Raw genomic sequence first — 15147 nt, forward strand, 5'->3', positions numbered from 1 at the left:
TTGGATCAGGGTTGCCCATCGGTGACGGAATGGGCCAGTGGAAGAAGCGCGGGCAAGCCCACCGAAGCAAAATACCGCGACAACAGTTGATACTCCTCGCGTTGTGCCTGCTGCTGCTGCACTTGCATCACCGCCTGTGACCCTCCCACATCCGCCATCTCCGCTTCAAGTTCCGCGAGAATTTGATCCACCATGGCATTTTCATACAGCACGCCAGGCTGTTGCATAACGGCGTCGGTCACCATTGCCCCGCTCGCTTGTGGGCCCGCCGCCCCATTCGGCGACGCCTGCAAAATCGCCACCGCAGTTTGCGCATCAAACCCCAAGTGGGTGACCAAATAGGCCAATCGATCGCTTGTCTGATCGACCTCAGGCGCCGCAAGCGCGCCAACGCCGGTCAACGCCCCCCCCGCGGTTTCAGGCGCAATCTGGCCCGGCCCGGTTGGCATGGGCACAACACTGCCTTTTGGTTGGAAAAGTGCCACCTGGGCCTGCAAACGCTCCAGAGTTTCCAAAAGCAAGGCCAAATCATCCGATGACGGACTGTCGACAAAATTGCCGTCTGCCCCCCGCCAGGCCACGGCCCCTGCGTCACGTGAAGATGACACCCCAACGCCCGAGCCTTGCGCTTCAACAATCAGATCTTTCAACCCGGCCAGCTCTTGCCGCAATGTGTCTGCATCCAACACATCCGACGGGCTGGCCCCAAAAGGCGACAGAACCGGCTGAATCGCCAGGGGCTGCACCTGTACGGACGGCATGCTGCCCCCGGATACCAAAGCCGTTTGCGGTGTCTGCGCAGGATAGGTCAGCGGTGCCGCAGTGGTGGCCGGTGCGATACCCGAGGCCATGTTGGCGCCATACCCCGGGGCCACGACCTGTGGTTGCGGCATCGGCGAATTCCAGGCCGCCGGCTTTGTCATCCCGCCGGAGGTTTCCGCGTTTGGCACCGGCCAGCCTCGCGGCAACACCGCATAATCCTGCCGCGCCGCAATCCAGCGCAGATAGGCCGTCACGGCGGAAAATCCTTTTAACGACACGCGGGAGACCTCGGTCCCGCCACGTCGTGTGCTCAGTTCACCGCCCGCCCCAAGCAGCAGCTCCAACTGCACATCCAGTGGCTGCAATATCCGTTCCGGCACCTGAATTTCCGACACCCCTTCGGACACAAAGAACATGTCACCGGCCAGGGCATTTTCCAATCGCATCTGCAGTTGGCCCCGGTCGGTCAAAAACACTTCCAACCCGTCCTTGCGCGCCGCACAGGCATAGGTGCGCGGGCGGCATATGACTTCAAACACATCCACATCCAGGCGCGGCGTCGGCGCAAACCGCGCGTAGCCATCCGGATCAAACCGGAAATACACGCCTTCCACCAGACCTTCTTGGAAACTGGGCCAGCCAAAGGCCCCGCGCAGGGCCTGGCGCGCCTCGCGGGCGCCAATGGCAAAGGGAATGGCCGTGTCCAAAATCGCATTCTCAGAAGCAAAAGCTTCGGCGCTGCGGTCGGCCGCGATGGCAGGTTGCCCGATTGCCGGCACCCAACTACCTGTCAGGACAGCCACGGAGAGAAACAGAGTTCGCAGGGAGTATCGCATTAGAAATCAGCCTTCTCTTGTACCGAATGACGCAAAGCGGGAAGCCAATCGTCTTTCTGGGGAGGGTCCGGGTATTTGCGCAGCAATCGGATGTCCTGATCGCGAAACGCGGTGTACCAGACCTCGGTGTCGCCGGTGTACGGCGTCAAAATTGTGCCTTGCACCTTATGCAGCAAGGCGGTGAGGATGATGCCGTTGTTGTTGGCGGTAAAAATGCTGACCCGGCCCTGTCCACGCTCATAGAGCCCTTCGTACATGCCGTTTTCTGGATCATAGAGCTCGATCATCGCCTCATAGAGCACGTCGGTATAGTCGGTTTCCCACAAGGCCCAGAGGCCCAGCGCCGCCTTGCCAGCCACCGCCGCATGATCGGGCACGTAATCCCCGCGCGGCGTCACCGTGTTCCACGGATAACCATCCGAAAAAATCGTGTCATAGGTGAAATACGGCGGACCTTTGACGTTGTGCTCGGACCGCGCCGTCATAAACCCGGTCTGCCGCCAGCGGTTTTCCTGCACCTGATAAATCCGGTCTGCAAACTCCGCGCGCCAGCCATCGGTGTGCACCCACTCCGGACTGCTGTCGTCATGCGGCATGTCAAAGCCCAGCTCCAACCCGTCCTGCAGGTAACTTTCGGTGACCACGTAGTTCTGGGAGTGGAATATCCGCGGGTCACGTCCATCATAAGGCACCTGAATGCCAAAAATCGACGCGGTCAAGAACGGCTCCGCCCGATGCGCCAGACGCGGCCGAAACCCCCAGAGCGCAAAGCCTTTTGCGGCATATTCCTCATAGCCTAACCGGCCTTCCTGCGCATAGACCGTCTCGTCGGTTTCCTTGTCGACATAGGCACCAAACATCAGCCCTTCCTCATCAAGCACATTGCGGAAATCCCATTTCAGCAACACGGAATCGATGGTATTGGCCAAATAGGGGTAACGGTTTTTGTAGATCCGCATCCACACCAGGAACCGCCCGATATCCAGCGCCGAAAACCCGATTTCCCCGGGCTTGTTGGTGTAATCGACCTTGGCGCCGGTCTGGGTGTGATACACTTTGTTGGGCAGCTCTTTGCGGAACAGATCCAGCCCTTTGACGGTGGTCAAAAGCTGTGTGATCCGCTGGTCAAATTCCGGCTTCTCGATAAGGCACAATTCATAAGCGCTGACCAATCCCGCCATATAAGATGCCGTATCCCAAAGCGTGGTCGACGGGTAATTGCCCACCGAATTGGCCAAGCCGGTGCTTTCCTGGGTAAATTGTTCAAAGTAGTGCCAGGCCACCTGCGCCGCACGCAATTCGCGTTCGTTCAAAAATCCGCGGCGGCTCCGGTATTTGCGCACATAGGCATTGTGCTTGTCATAGCCATGCGGCGCGTTTGCACCGCGCGGCAAATCGTCAAAGAAATCCGCTGGCATCTCACACATGCGCGGCGGCTTCTCCCGACGCTGCTCGTCATGCACCATACTGCTGGTCACACTGGGCAAATTGCCTCGCATCAGCGCAGGAATCTCATCCAGCGCCCCCCGGCAATGATCGGAATAATCTCTTCTTCTTGCGCCAGAAACACGCGACGCGCAGTGATGCCCACCGCGTAGCTCGCCCCGGCAATTCCCAGGACCACAACACAGAACATCAAGACACCCAGAACCGGCGCCCGCTTGCTGGAACCAACAGCACTCTTCATCAAACACACTCCTGACGGAACACAAATATGAAACCGCAAAATGGTTAAGAATTAGCAACTGAAAAATTATCGACACCCAAAAACAGAAAATGGACAAAATAAGAACAAAAAATAAATTCAAAAACACATTTTTAACCCGCCACCGCTACCATTTCCCTATTCTTTGTGTAGCTGGGTGTTGTTTCTATGTCTCATGATCGCGTGCTGCCTGACCTGCCGATTGACGCTGTTGGCACGGCGCCAACCGGCCCCTTACCGTTTCGCGACCGCACCATCCCCATGTGGACCCACGCGGTCTCCTTCCTGTTTTCGCTGGGCGGCGGGATCTGCCTGCTCGCCGTGGCGGTCTTTGTGGTGTTCTTTTACGAGTTGGTGGCGCAGGACGGGCAACGTATTTTGGCACCGCTCCTGGCCTTTGGTGCGCTTGTTCCCATCCTTGGCATTATTATTTTCGACGTGGGCCACGCCCGCGCCCTTGCGGGCTATCGCCACATCCGGCGCCGCAACGCTGTGACCGGCCAAGCGCTGGTGGCTGTGCTTGCCGGCGGGGTGTTTGGCTTCTTGCACCCGCTGGTTGCCGTACCTTTTGCCATCGGCGGCGTGTTGAGCTGGATCCTGTGTGGCATCGCCGCCCGCTGGACCCGCCGCGAGCCGATGTGGGAATTCCTGCCGCAAGAGGCCACCAGCTTTCTAAGTGGTCGCGATCAGCACGCGATAGACCTGGCCAACGCCGCGCGGGGCGACAGCGCGCTTTTGGAAGCACTGCAAAAATCCCTCGCGTTTGGCGGGTTGGTTGCTGGCTTTGCCGTCGCCAGTTGGCTCACTGCGCTGGAAGTGATCAATGTGGCGGCCATCGCCACCATTGCGCTGGTGACCTATTGGTCCGTCGACGCCTTCTTTGCCTATTTCCGGCAACGCTCCGTGGCCGACCCGGAGCGATTGGGCCGCGCAGATGAGGTTGTCTGCCTGCCACCGCCCTATTCCGCAGATCCAGAAGGCGACGAAACCGCGCTGGTGGTGAATCATCTTTCGGTACGCGCACATACAGGGACTCCTTTGCTGTCTGACGTGTCCTTTCGCGTGGATCCCGGTGAAGTGATCGGCCTGTCCGGTGACAGCTTCTCAGGCAAATCCCTGCTGATGAGGGCCCTACACGCCCCACACGATCTCACCGGCCTTCAAGTGGAAGGCTTTGTGGCCCTGCAAGGCGCCCCACTTTGGGGCCGAAGCGGCGAAGAGCGCCCAATCCAAAGCGTTCTGGTTCCGCCAGACACCTTGGCTGTCCCCGGCGGCGGCGCGGCCAACCTGTCTTGTTTCAGCGGCGAGGCGCAACTGGAGCGGGCTCGCAAGGCCTTGCAATCTCTGGTTTTTACCGCCGACACAGTGGACCGCATCCTGTCTGCACCGGATGTGCGCCATCTGTCCCGCACCGAGCAAAAGGCGCTCTCGCTGGCCCGTGCGCTGGCCTTGCGTCCTGGATTGTTCCTGATCGACCGGCCCGAGGACGGCGCCAGCGAAAGCCTTCTGGCGGCGCTGGGGGATCGCCTGCGTGCCGAAGCCCGCCTGGGGCACACCACGCTTTTGGCCACCGAAAACCGCCAGTTGCTGGAACGCTGCGACCGCCTGTTGATGATGCAAAACGGCCGGGTGATTGAATTTGCCTCTACCGCCGAGATCCGCGCGCGCCTGTCTTCCGGCTGGAGCCGCTTTGTCACCACCCGCGAACTGGACAACGAGGAGGCGCTGGACGCCTGGCTCTGCAGCCAGTTCCGGCGCGACGGCGACGAAGGCAACCGCCGTGCGGTCTGTATGGTCGCCAATGAAATGCTTGCTGTGGCCTGCCAATCACCCAACGACAGCGATGCGCCTTCCGATGACATCTCTTTTGAGTTCAAGCATTTTGTTGGACAATGCCAACTGCGCATGCTGGATCCTCGGCTCGCCCTGTCCTCCGGCGCGATGCACAAAGCCCGGGTGGCGGCCGACACATCTGTCGAAGGCGAACGCCTGTCGCCGCTGGCCAAAATCATGCGCGACAGTCTGGATGTGCAAACCGGCGGCGAAGAGGGCCAGGGCTATCTCCAAGTCACCATGAAAACCTACGATCCGCGGCTGCTGGAAAAACGCAAAGGGCCTGCAGATGTTTCGACCAAAACTTGATCTGCGCCCGCCGCGCAGCCTGAACCCTTTGCAAGGCATGTGGGTGCTCTGGGCGCTACTGGCGACCAGCCTCCTGTTGATCAGCGCCTGGGCCTTTGCCACGCGTCTGCCAGTCCAGGCCGCCCGCACCGTAGCCGGCACCTTTGAGAGCAAGACCCCCGCCGTGGAGGTTGTTCTGCCGGCGGATGTCGCCTTGGCCGAACTGCTGATCGACAACGGAGATCAGGTGGCCGCGGGGCAAAAGCTGGCCCGCCTGGATCAAACCGCGCTGCATACCCTCTTGCACGCCTTGCGACAGGAGCTTGTCATCAATGCGCAAGCCAATGCCTGTTGGCGCGAGGCCGCCCTCCCCGCTGCGACCTCTGACGCACAAATCGACACCGCGCTGCACAGCTGCCACAACGTCAAACGGCAAGACCAATTGGCCCGAGAGCAGCTCATGCATCGTCGCGAAAGCTTAAAGCGGGAAACCGCATTGGCCGTACGTGAGTTGGTGCTGCGGGCCGAAAACACCCCACCATCCGTGCGCAAGATCCTGATGCTGCGCGCCGCGCTGGAACGCGAAACCCTGAACAGTCTGGTGCGGGATGTGGAATTTGAACTGGCACAGTTGGTGCAAACCCAGGAAGCCGACCGCCTTGCACAGGTGGTTGCGCTGGAGGTCGAGGCCGCCGCGCTGCAAACCCGCGTGGTGGAGCTAGAAGAAATTGCGGCCGCACCCTGGCTTTTTGCACCAAACGACGGCCGCATCGAACGGTTGCGCCGCCTGCCGGAAAACGCCGCGCGCACCTGGGATGTGACCCTAGCACAAATCCACACGGACGCCCCCGACACCTATGAAGCGCGTTTTGTTGTTCCTGTGTCAGAGGCAGAGTCCCTACACGTTGGTGATCCGCTGTTTGTCACTCTTGCCGGACTGCCACATCCCCACAACCACTTCCCTGCCAAGGTGCAGACCATCTCGCCAATTGAAACCAACGGCACGTCTGCACGCGAAGTACACGTGCGCCTCACAACACCCGGCCCGCAAATGCAAAATGCCCTGCGCGGCCTATCCTCTGGCACGCGTTCCACCATGCAGGTCGACTTGCCTGCCCAACGGCTGGGCAGCATTTTGACCGGCGCCACGGATCGGCTACTAAGGTCCTTCTGAAAAACCTGCCATCGCCCCTAACAAAACGCAAAAGGAAAAGGCTCCGGCATATCGCCGAAGCCTTTTCCTTTTGCGCAGGCCGCCGTTGCCACAGCCTCACCGAGCCTTCAACAGCGGCCCTTTCAACTTATAATGCAACGCTTCCAACACCACCGCATTGGTGTTGAGCGTCAAAGCTGTGTTGATCCGCCCATCCAATTCATAGCGCCCGGCGTACCAGCCTTGCTCCCCGGCCAATGGTGCCAGGTCCGCCAAAACGTCCTGCGTGTAATTGGTCCCATAAAGCGCGTCCCAGCCAAAAGCTGCCTTTAGACTAACCGTGCGCAGCTCCTGATGAGCGCTGCCGTCCTCAGCCACCACCGCCCAGTCCGCGCCAATGCCAAACACCGCTCCATAGAGGAAATGTGGCGCCTGATCGATGTGATCCTCGCTGACCATTGTCGCCTTGCCGGTGTGCCGCGCCCGCGCCTCCTGCGCCTGGTAAATCCGACTGGCTAATAGTTGCCCTTCGCCATTCAACCCAGTCTCAAACGCCTGCAAAATATACGGCTCGCTCACCACCGGGGTGATGGCGCCAAAATCCTTGGCCAGGCGGCGGTCCACCGCCACTTCCACCCCAGACACCTCTTCCCACGCCATGATCGGCCGCGCGGTGCTGGCGTCCAATACGTCCAAGCCCCACAGCGCGGCCGCGCGCGCGCCATATTGCTCATATCCAATACGCCCCTCCTGATGATACCGCGTCTGGCCGCCTTCCCGGCTGCTGCCCCAAAGCCGCCCTTCCGCCGTCATCGCCGCCAGATCCCAATCCGCCAGCAACGCGCGGATCCGCGGGCCATAAGTTGGCTCACGAATTTCCAAAACCCGCAACGCCATCAACAACCGCGCCACATCCAACGCAGACCAGCCAATGCCCTCAGGCACTGGCGTGTTGGCATAGTCCACCATTGCAAGGCTACACGTGTCATAGGCTTTGTTGGGCAACTGCCCGTCAAACAACGGCAAGCGCTCCAGTCCGCCCAAAAACGCCGCACTACGCTGTGCAAACACATCATCCTCAAGGATTCCCAGTCCCCGCGCCGCCAAAAGCGCCAACAGGTAGCTGCCCTGATCCCACAAGGTGGCACTGGGGTGGTCGTGGATCGCATCCACAAAGCCACTTTCCGGCCGGTAATGACTCTCAAAATACCGCCAAGCGGTCGCCGCTGCCGCCCAATCCTGTTCGGTCAGCCCCCGCGCCGGCTGCATCTCCAGACCTTCGGCCTGCGGCAACTCTGCCAAGCTGCTGTCCCGCATCACCCGGCCCCAGGTATCTTGCTGCGTGGCAAGGCCTGCGGTCAGCAAAAGGCCCGCCAGAAACGCAAAACTGCCGCGGTTGCTCCGATTGGGCCTCTCAGCCCGCGGGGAATTGGACACCATGGGGCACCTCCGAGGATTTGGATTGAGAAACAGAAAGGTGGCGTGCGTTGAGCTGCGCAGGGGAACGCCAACGCGCCATGTGCAAAGCCCGCGCCACAAGCCGCATATTAATGAGCAACCAGAACAAGTTCACCGACAACAGCGCACTGCTGTAGCCAGGCGTATTCTGAACCGTTTGCCAAATACCCCAAAGGGCGGCCACGAGCATGATCATCAAAAGGACCACATGCGGCCACACCATCCACAGACTGGCGCTTTCGTTTAACCCCGGGACTTTGGGCGTGGGGGCAAACTGGGGTTTCTGCCGCCGCAACACACAATACAGCGCCCGCCACTGCACCGGCAGTGCCACAACCGCCATCACTCGCCCCGCGCCGATCGCATGCCCCTTGCAGGCTGCCACCATGGCCAACTCGCCAAGGATCACCGCAGGCAGAAAATGCTGAAAGAATTCCATCGAGTAAGCCCGCACCGGCGCCAAACCTGTGAAAAGAGACACCACCGGTGCCAAAAGCAAAACCGGAGCCCACAGCGCGCTGAAATACGACCAGAAGGTCGCGCCATAGTGCAACTTGTGCCGCCAGCTCAGCCCGCGCCGGAAAAGCGGATTGTCCCAGACAGCAATATCAAATGTGCCGCCGGCATATTTAAGCCGCTGCGCCGCCCAGGCCGACATGCTCCAGGGCGACAGCATGCGCGCCTCGACCTGCGGATGGTAGACCGAAGTCCAACCAGCCTCTCGATCCGCATGCAACAAAATCGATGTGTAGAGGTCTTCGGACACGTGAAACCGATAGGGCTGCAACGGATGTGCAGCCAGACGCGCTGTGTCGCTCAGGGACAACTTGCCAGCCAGCACCAGCTGCGCCTTGTCGCGCAAAGCCGCATCAAAAACCGCCTCTCGGCGATGAATGGAGGCCGCACCACAACAAAACGACGCGCCATTGCGGTCGCGCCGCCGTTGGATCACGTCAAAAAACACCGCCGGATCGGACATAAACGGATCCGCGCCAACACGTGTTCGTCCGCTGATCCAGGTGGCAAGCTTCGCAAATCCAAGCACCGCGACCCCTGTCGTTTTGGGCCACGCCCAGGCCCAGCGCGGCAGTTTCCGCGCCATCCAGCTTTGCCATGTTTCGCCGTCTGGCAGGTCATAAAACCAGTGCGGCGTCTGCACCCAGGCCACATTGGGGCTCTCAAAATACCCCAGCGTATTTTGCAAAAATGTTGGAAGAAGGCGGGTATCTGCATCACAAATCACCACAAAATCGCCAGATGTGCGCAACAGCGCATGCCGCAAATTCCCGGCCTTAAACCCCTCGTTGGTGCGGCGCGCAAAATAGCTGATCCCGCGCCGCTCCGCCTCCAGCGCCATTTCAGCACGATCCCCGTCATCCAGCAAACACAACCGCACCCGCACGCCCTCTGGCACCAGCACCTCAGCCGCCGCAGTTAGGGATGGACGCACCACCTCAATGGGTTCATCAAAGGTGGTGACAAACACATCAACGGTTGTGGCTGCGCGCGCTGCTACGTCACGGACTTTCCCTGTTTCCACAGGCATTTCTGGCCGCTCCGCTTCATCCCAAATGTCAAAATAAAACAACAGCGTGCCGACAAAAAACAACGTCTCCGCCACCGCAACACTCACCGAAAACACCCAGGCCTCCGGGTTCAGAGAAACCGTCCAGCGCCATTGCAAATAAACGGCCCCTGCGGCCACCGTGGCACCGGCCAGAAAATGCCAGATCCGCCGCCGCCCCGCCCTCAAGGACGTAAACACCGGTGGTTGCCGATGGGAAAAGGCCTCAAAATACGGCAGGGGCATCACAGACAATTCTCCAACGAAAAAAGATTCAGCGCGCGTTGGCTTGTTGATGATCGCGCACAAAAGCCTCCAGAACCCGCAGGATGGCGTCCGCCTCGGTGCCTTGATGGTCCTTGGCTGTGGATCCGGTGGAATAGGACCACACCCCAGCCGCCACTTTGATGCGCAAATCACGGGTCAACAAAACTTCCTGAGACAGGCTGGCAAACACAGAATACTCGTATTTGCAGAGGTCATCGGGATCAGAAAAGGAAAAATAGAGGTTGAGTGTCGGCTGGCCCGGCACCAGATGCAGCTGATCTTTGGGCACCACCCGAATGCCTGCCTCCCGCAGGCGGCCCACATAGGCCTTGTGCAACCGGCTGCCAAAAGTGGCGTCAAATCCCGGCGGCGGTTTCAATGTGGTCAAATCCAGATGCAACTGTTTGACGCCCCGCAAAACCTCGCCCTTTTCTGACCGCGGCAAGGCGCGCGGGTCAAACCCAAGGCTCAGCGCCGCTTGGTTTTTTTGACAAATCACCGGCGCGTCCGGATGATCGCGCGGCAGGGTGCCAGCTCGCGGTCCCCCATCCCGCACCCCAAACAGACGATAGATGAAACCGGTGTTGCTCGTGTCCAACGGGCGGCTGGAAAAACTGCGCCGTTCCTGACATTGCGCGCCACCGGGGCAATGGCTGCCAACAAAGCTCACGCGTTCCCACAAAATCCAAAACCGATCCTTCGCAGCGATTGTACTGGACGTGTCCGCATGACCGACGGTACCGAAAATGTGACCCAGCAAGACGGCAATCGCACAAAGCCTTGCACCAGCGCCCCCTCGCATCTTCATCGCGCGGCTCCGCCGATCTTTTGATCCGTAAAGGGTAGGGCCACCAACGTTCCGGTGCAGTCCGGCACTTCCGCCTCGATCCCTTCCAGCGGTGTCAGTGGCTGTACCCGACTGTCCGCAAAACGATGGTCCAACGCCCACTCCGGCGCGACAATCATGTCGTCCACCCATGTGCCCGCACCAACCCGTGTTTGCGCGCTGATCACTGATCGACGTACAAGGCTGCGACCACAAACACGTGCCCCCGTCCCCACGACCACCGGCCCTTCCAGCTTGGCCCCCGCCTCGATCACCGCATCCGCGCCGATGAAGGCCGGCCCGACAATCACCGCCCTAGGAGAGACTTCCGCCCCATCCGCTGCCCAGACGTGGCGCCGCACCAGATGTCCCAATGGCATTACCCCCGGAATCAACCCACGTAAGCCGCGTGACACACCGGCAAAATAGTCTTTTGGACAGCCCATATCGACCCAACTGAACGGCGCGTCATAAACCTGCAGATGCGCGCCTGCCGCCAGAAGGCGCGGCAGAAGGTCCTTGGCAATGTCCTGGTCCGGATGTGGCGCAACATGTGCCAACGCCCGGGGCGACATCACATATATTCGGCTGCTGGCCAGACGGGACGGTGCCTGCGCGGGGTTTGGCTTTTCGACAAACCGGCAAATGCGCCCAGCGCGATCGGCATCAATGATCCCATATTTCTGAACCTGATCCGGGGGCACTTTTTGGGCAGCAATGGTGACATCCGCCCCGCTGGCGCGGTGTTGCTCGAGAAGTGCGGCCACATCAATGTCGGTGACCGCGTCGCCACAAAACACCAGGAAATCCTGGTCAAAAGCGCTGTGATTGTGATGCAAGTGGCGCAGTGTACTCGCCGAGCCCAAAGGGGCGGCTTGCCATGCGCCGTCCCGCCACACGCCTTCGTTCAGGAACTGAACACTGCGCAGCGGTGAGCTGCGCACATGCGCGTGAAACTGTGGCGCAAGATGGCCCGGGTTCAGGATAAAATCCCGAATGCCAAAGCCTGCCAGATGCCGCATCACATGGTCCAGCACCGGGCGCCCCAGAAAATCCAGCAACGGTTTGGGGGTCTGAACACTCAACGGGGCCATACGGCTGCCCGCCCCGGCCACAAGGATCACCGCCTTCACGCCGGCAAGCTGGCGGGAGCGAAACGTGGGGGCCACAAGCGCCTCTTTGCGCGACTTGAACAGCGTCAACAAAGACGCCAGCGCGCAGCGGGCGATATCCTGCTCCACCCGATCTCGGGCCCCAAAAAAGCCAACCGCCAGCCCCTGCGGCGCCTCGCTTTGAAACTCCACCAAGGCTGCCAGCCCTGACCGCGCCACCCGCCGAACCGCGCTCAAATCCACCAGCATCGCCGAGCGCCCCCGCGCCAGACAGCGCGCCTGGGCCGATTTGAGCGTGGCATAATCCGCCGATGTGAGCCTGGCGGTGGCGATCTTCAGGATCGAAATCATGCCGACATCTTCTGAGTTGGTAAGCATCACAGTCTCCTTGATCAAAAGCGGCCTCAGGCCTTTTGCAGCCCGCGCATCCTGCGCAGGCGCGGCAGTGGGCCCAACCCTACGGTCCAGGCGGTTGCCGCATGGCGGCTCAACCCCCAGACAAAAAGTGTGGTCATCGGCAGGGTCCAGGCAAACTCCAGCGCGATCGACTGTATAGGGAGCACCTCCCGCCCGGCCAAAGCCATCTCCGCCAGGTCGAGAAAAATCGGATGGCACAGGTAGAGCCCAAAAGCATATCGGGACAGCTGCGAGATCCACTGCGGCCAAGCCTTATGCGCCAGACAGAGGCACAGCAGCAAAAGCGCCACTGGCATCAGATAATCCGCCCAATAGGCAAAGGGGTTGTCAAACACCCACTGTCCCGTGGCCACCACTTGCGCCGTAGCCATAAGCTTGAGCGTGAACAGCGCCATAGCTATCACCACAATGGGCCCCAGCCAGCCAGCGCGCTCTTCTGCCGTGCTGCGGCGCCATAGGCCCAGAACCGCGCCCGCCGCCATGCCATAGCCAAGGTAGCTCAGCACCTTGAGCCCGCGCACGACATAGCCCAGCGCCTCTGTGCCCCACAGGGCGCGATAGATCATCGGGTCCAGCATCTGTTTCATCACCAGACCCAAAACAATGGTCAGCCCCAAAACCGGTCGCCGCTCCGCCAGCCGGAACAACGGAAAAAACAACAGCAACGCAAACAGTGTTGGAATAAAATGCATGTGATACTTCACATCCCCCAACACCAGATATCCCAACCAGGTCACCGGCTGCGCCAAAGCCGCCACAACCTGCGCCTCATAGCCAAAGGCTGTGGCCTTCAGCAGGTTGTAGCCGGCATAGACCAGCGTCCAGACCCCAAAGGGGATCAACAGCCTGCGGGCCTGCTCCACCATCATCGTGGCATAGCTGCGTGGTCGCCGTGTCAGCGCCATCAACAACAGCAGGATCGAAATCATCAAGAAAAGCTCTGTCCGCGCCGTGTACAGCAGCGCGCGCAGCACCATAGGCGCCAAGCGCGCCGCCGGGTCCGCCTCCGGGAACGGTTGCCCCTGGGCATCCGCCGTCACATGCAGCCCCACCATGGACACTCCTGCAAACAGCCGCAAAGCGTCAATCCAGGTCTGCCGCCCCGTGTCAGGACCTTCTGCAACCATGCAGCTCACCATTTACCAAACAAACAACGTCAATCAGTGTCACCGGTAAAGCTGAACAAATGGTGAACAATTGCGCCTTTGTTTTTATTTTGTTCCACTCTTGTTTACCGCTTTGCAACGGTTTGCTCTTACCCTGAGCAGGTTAGGAGCGTTGTTATGTGTATCTTTCGGTTACCTGTTTTGCTGATCTTGACCTTGGCCTCTTCCCTGGCCCCCACCGCCAGTATTGCGATGGACGAGGCCGCGCTATGTGCCCGTGCCCTTGAACAATATGGCGTGGAACCGACCCGATGCCGCGCCCGTGTTTCCGTGCTCTCTGACACCGCGCCCTCTGGCGCAGCCCCCAACGCGCTGTCGGCCGAGATACGGGAAAGTCACGTTTTCTTTCCTCAGGGTGGTGCGACCCTCAATGAGGACGCGCAGGTACAACTTGCCGTGTTGGTGTCCGTGTTGGACACCTCCGCAATGCAACCGGCCTGCCTGCGCCTGATTGGTCATTCCGACAGCAGCGGCGGCGACGCCGCCAATAAGGCGCTTGCGCTCAAACGGGCGGAGGCCGTGGCAACCGCGCTGCGCGATGGTCTCAAAGATCCCTCACGTATCCGTGTGGTGATGTCTGAGGGCGAGGCCCGCCCGCTGGCCGGACTGGAAAGCACCTCTGTCCAAAACCGTCGCGTGGAGATCCAGGCCAAGACCTGTCCCTGAGCCGATTTGCGGCCACCCAACCACAGATATTAACCAAGGCGCGCGTTAACCATCACGCGCGTTTTAGCTTGCGCCCCTGCCCTACAGGATGCTCTCACAGGTATGGATATAATCCATTAACCTTAATCGGGTGGGGGCCTGATGCGTGGGATACTCGAGGGCGGACGCCGTCTGCGTCTTGGCTTGGCCGTGGCATTGACCATGGGCAGCGCCGGTGGCGCAGATCCAATCACCGGATTTTCAGAGCGGTTTGCCCATGCCCAGCCCAAGGGCTGGCAGGTGGCGCATTATGCCTTCTCGCACCCGGCGTTTGACACGGACTGGAGCCGAAACAACCTGCGCTTCGAACAAGGGCTGCACCTCTCTCTGACGCCGCAAAAAGCCGCCGAAAACCGCTTTCTCGGCGCCTCCATTCGCCGCCAGGCCCGCAGCCACTATGGCCGCTATGAAGCCTTATTACACCCAGCCAAAGGCGCCGGACTTGTCACCGGATTTTTCACCTACACCGGTCCGCACTACGGCACCAAACATGATGAAATCGACATTGAGTTTTTGGGTCAGGACACCACAAAAATGCAAGTCGCCTGGTTTGTGGATGGTCGCCTCACCGCGCACAAAATCGCTTTGGGGTTTGATGCCGCGGACCGCCCCCGCCGCTATGCCTTTGAATGGCACTCCGACCGGCTGCGCTGGTATGTTGAGGATCGCCTGATTTTTGAGGTCACGGACAAGGAGGCCCAGCTGCCCAAAGAACCCGGCTTTCTCTTTGCCAATCTCTGGGCCGTGGACAAATCCGTCCAATCCTGGGCCGGTCTCGCGCCGGACGGCACCACCGCACAAGCCTTTGTTGGCGAAGTGACATTTGCGCCGCTGGAAACACTCACGGCCGGTATATACTCCGCAAGGCCATTTCTGCGACGGGTCCCCTAGAGGGCCGCCATCACCTCATCGATTACTCAGAAACTCAAGGTTGGTGGAAGCCGCAAAGCTCTTTTCGGCAGAGCCGGTGACCGCCATAGCAGAGACCGCCAGCACGGTCAGCGTCACAAACATCATTGCGCGTTTTTGCATCACAAGTCCTCTACTGACACCAC

The 15147-nt window shown here is 60.2% G+C and carries 13 protein-coding genes; 4 read left to right on the plus strand and 9 right to left on the minus strand.

What is annotated here, in order from left to right:
* Window positions 1-5 precede the first annotated feature (5 nt).
* From SIB38_RS17875 to SIB38_RS17885, 3 genes are read right to left on the minus strand one after another with little or no spacing between them, the layout of a single operon-like run.
* Window positions 6-1598, minus strand: a complete 1593-nt coding sequence (locus tag SIB38_RS17875; protein ID WP_412550742.1) for a hypothetical protein — start codon at window positions 1596-1598, stop codon at window positions 6-8.
* Complete coding sequence (locus SIB38_RS17880; protein ID WP_412550743.1) at window positions 1598-3097, minus strand: DUF3131 domain-containing protein; 1500 nt, start codon at window positions 3095-3097, stop codon at window positions 1598-1600. Before SIB38_RS17880 ends, SIB38_RS17875 begins: the two co-directional genes overlap by 1 nt.
* Window positions 3097-3285, minus strand: a complete 189-nt coding sequence (locus tag SIB38_RS17885; protein ID WP_412550744.1) for a hypothetical protein — start codon at window positions 3283-3285, stop codon at window positions 3097-3099. The genes SIB38_RS17880 and SIB38_RS17885 overlap by 1 nt, the downstream gene beginning before the upstream one ends.
* Window positions 3286-3471: 186 nt before the next feature.
* On the opposite strand from SIB38_RS17885, the gene SIB38_RS17890 reads away from it, so the two are divergent.
* Both SIB38_RS17890 and SIB38_RS17895 read left to right on the plus strand, forming a co-directional pair.
* Window positions 3472-5445: an ATP-binding cassette domain-containing protein gene (locus SIB38_RS17890; protein ID WP_412550745.1), complete on the plus strand. Its 1974-nt coding sequence runs from the start codon at window positions 3472-3474 to the stop codon at window positions 5443-5445.
* Window positions 5426-6598 (plus strand): hypothetical protein, encoded by a 1173-nt coding sequence (locus SIB38_RS17895; RefSeq protein ID WP_412550746.1) that lies wholly within the window; start codon window positions 5426-5428, stop codon window positions 6596-6598. Before SIB38_RS17890 ends, SIB38_RS17895 begins: the two co-directional genes overlap by 20 nt.
* Before the next feature lie 96 nt (window positions 6599-6694).
* Here the strand turns inward: SIB38_RS17895 and SIB38_RS17900 are convergent, their stop codons facing one another.
* The 5 genes from SIB38_RS17900 to SIB38_RS17920 form a co-directional block, all read right to left on the minus strand.
* Window positions 6695-7894 carry a DUF3131 domain-containing protein gene (locus tag SIB38_RS17900; protein WP_412550747.1) on the minus strand — a complete coding sequence of 400 codons (1200 nt, stop codon included), beginning with the start codon at window positions 7892-7894 and terminating at the stop codon, window positions 6695-6697.
* A gap of 97 nt (window positions 7895-7991) precedes the next feature.
* A complete protein-coding gene (locus SIB38_RS17905) occupies window positions 7992-9845 on the minus strand; it encodes a glycosyltransferase (RefSeq protein WP_412550748.1) in 1854 nt (617 codons plus the stop codon).
* A 28-nt stretch (window positions 9846-9873) separates the two neighbouring features.
* A complete protein-coding gene (locus SIB38_RS17910) occupies window positions 9874-10674 on the minus strand; it encodes a hypothetical protein (protein WP_412550749.1) in 801 nt (266 codons plus the stop codon).
* On the minus strand, window positions 10671-12182 hold the full coding sequence (locus tag SIB38_RS17915) for a sugar phosphate nucleotidyltransferase (protein ID WP_412550750.1): 1512 nt from the start codon (window positions 12180-12182) through the stop codon (window positions 10671-10673). Before SIB38_RS17915 ends, SIB38_RS17910 begins: the two co-directional genes overlap by 4 nt.
* A 26-nt stretch (window positions 12183-12208) precedes the next feature.
* On the minus strand, window positions 12209-13348 hold the full coding sequence (locus SIB38_RS17920) for an acyltransferase family protein (RefSeq protein WP_412550751.1): 1140 nt from the start codon (window positions 13346-13348) through the stop codon (window positions 12209-12211).
* A gap of 156 nt (window positions 13349-13504) precedes the next feature.
* Here SIB38_RS17920 and SIB38_RS17925 point away from each other — a divergent pair, with 156 nt between their 5' ends.
* Both SIB38_RS17925 and SIB38_RS17930 read left to right on the plus strand, forming a co-directional pair.
* Window positions 13505-14053, plus strand: a complete 549-nt coding sequence (locus SIB38_RS17925; RefSeq protein WP_412550752.1) for an OmpA family protein — start codon at window positions 13505-13507, stop codon at window positions 14051-14053.
* 141 nt (window positions 14054-14194) lie between these two features.
* The gene (locus SIB38_RS17930) at window positions 14195-14983 is read left to right on the plus strand and encodes a family 16 glycosylhydrolase (protein ID WP_412550753.1); all 789 of its coding nucleotides are present in this window, start codon (window positions 14195-14197) and stop codon (window positions 14981-14983) included.
* A 15-nt stretch (window positions 14984-14998) separates the two neighbouring features.
* Here SIB38_RS17930 and SIB38_RS17935 read toward each other — a convergent pair whose 3' ends face one another.
* On the minus strand, window positions 14999-15124 hold the full coding sequence (locus tag SIB38_RS17935; RefSeq protein WP_294116266.1) for a hypothetical protein: 126 nt from the start codon (window positions 15122-15124) through the stop codon (window positions 14999-15001).
* Window positions 15125-15147: the final 23 nt, after the last annotated feature.

Source organism: Shimia sp. MIT910701 (genome assembly GCF_047126315.1).
In the GTDB taxonomy this organism is placed as follows: Bacteria; Pseudomonadota; Alphaproteobacteria; order Rhodobacterales; family Rhodobacteraceae; genus Shimia.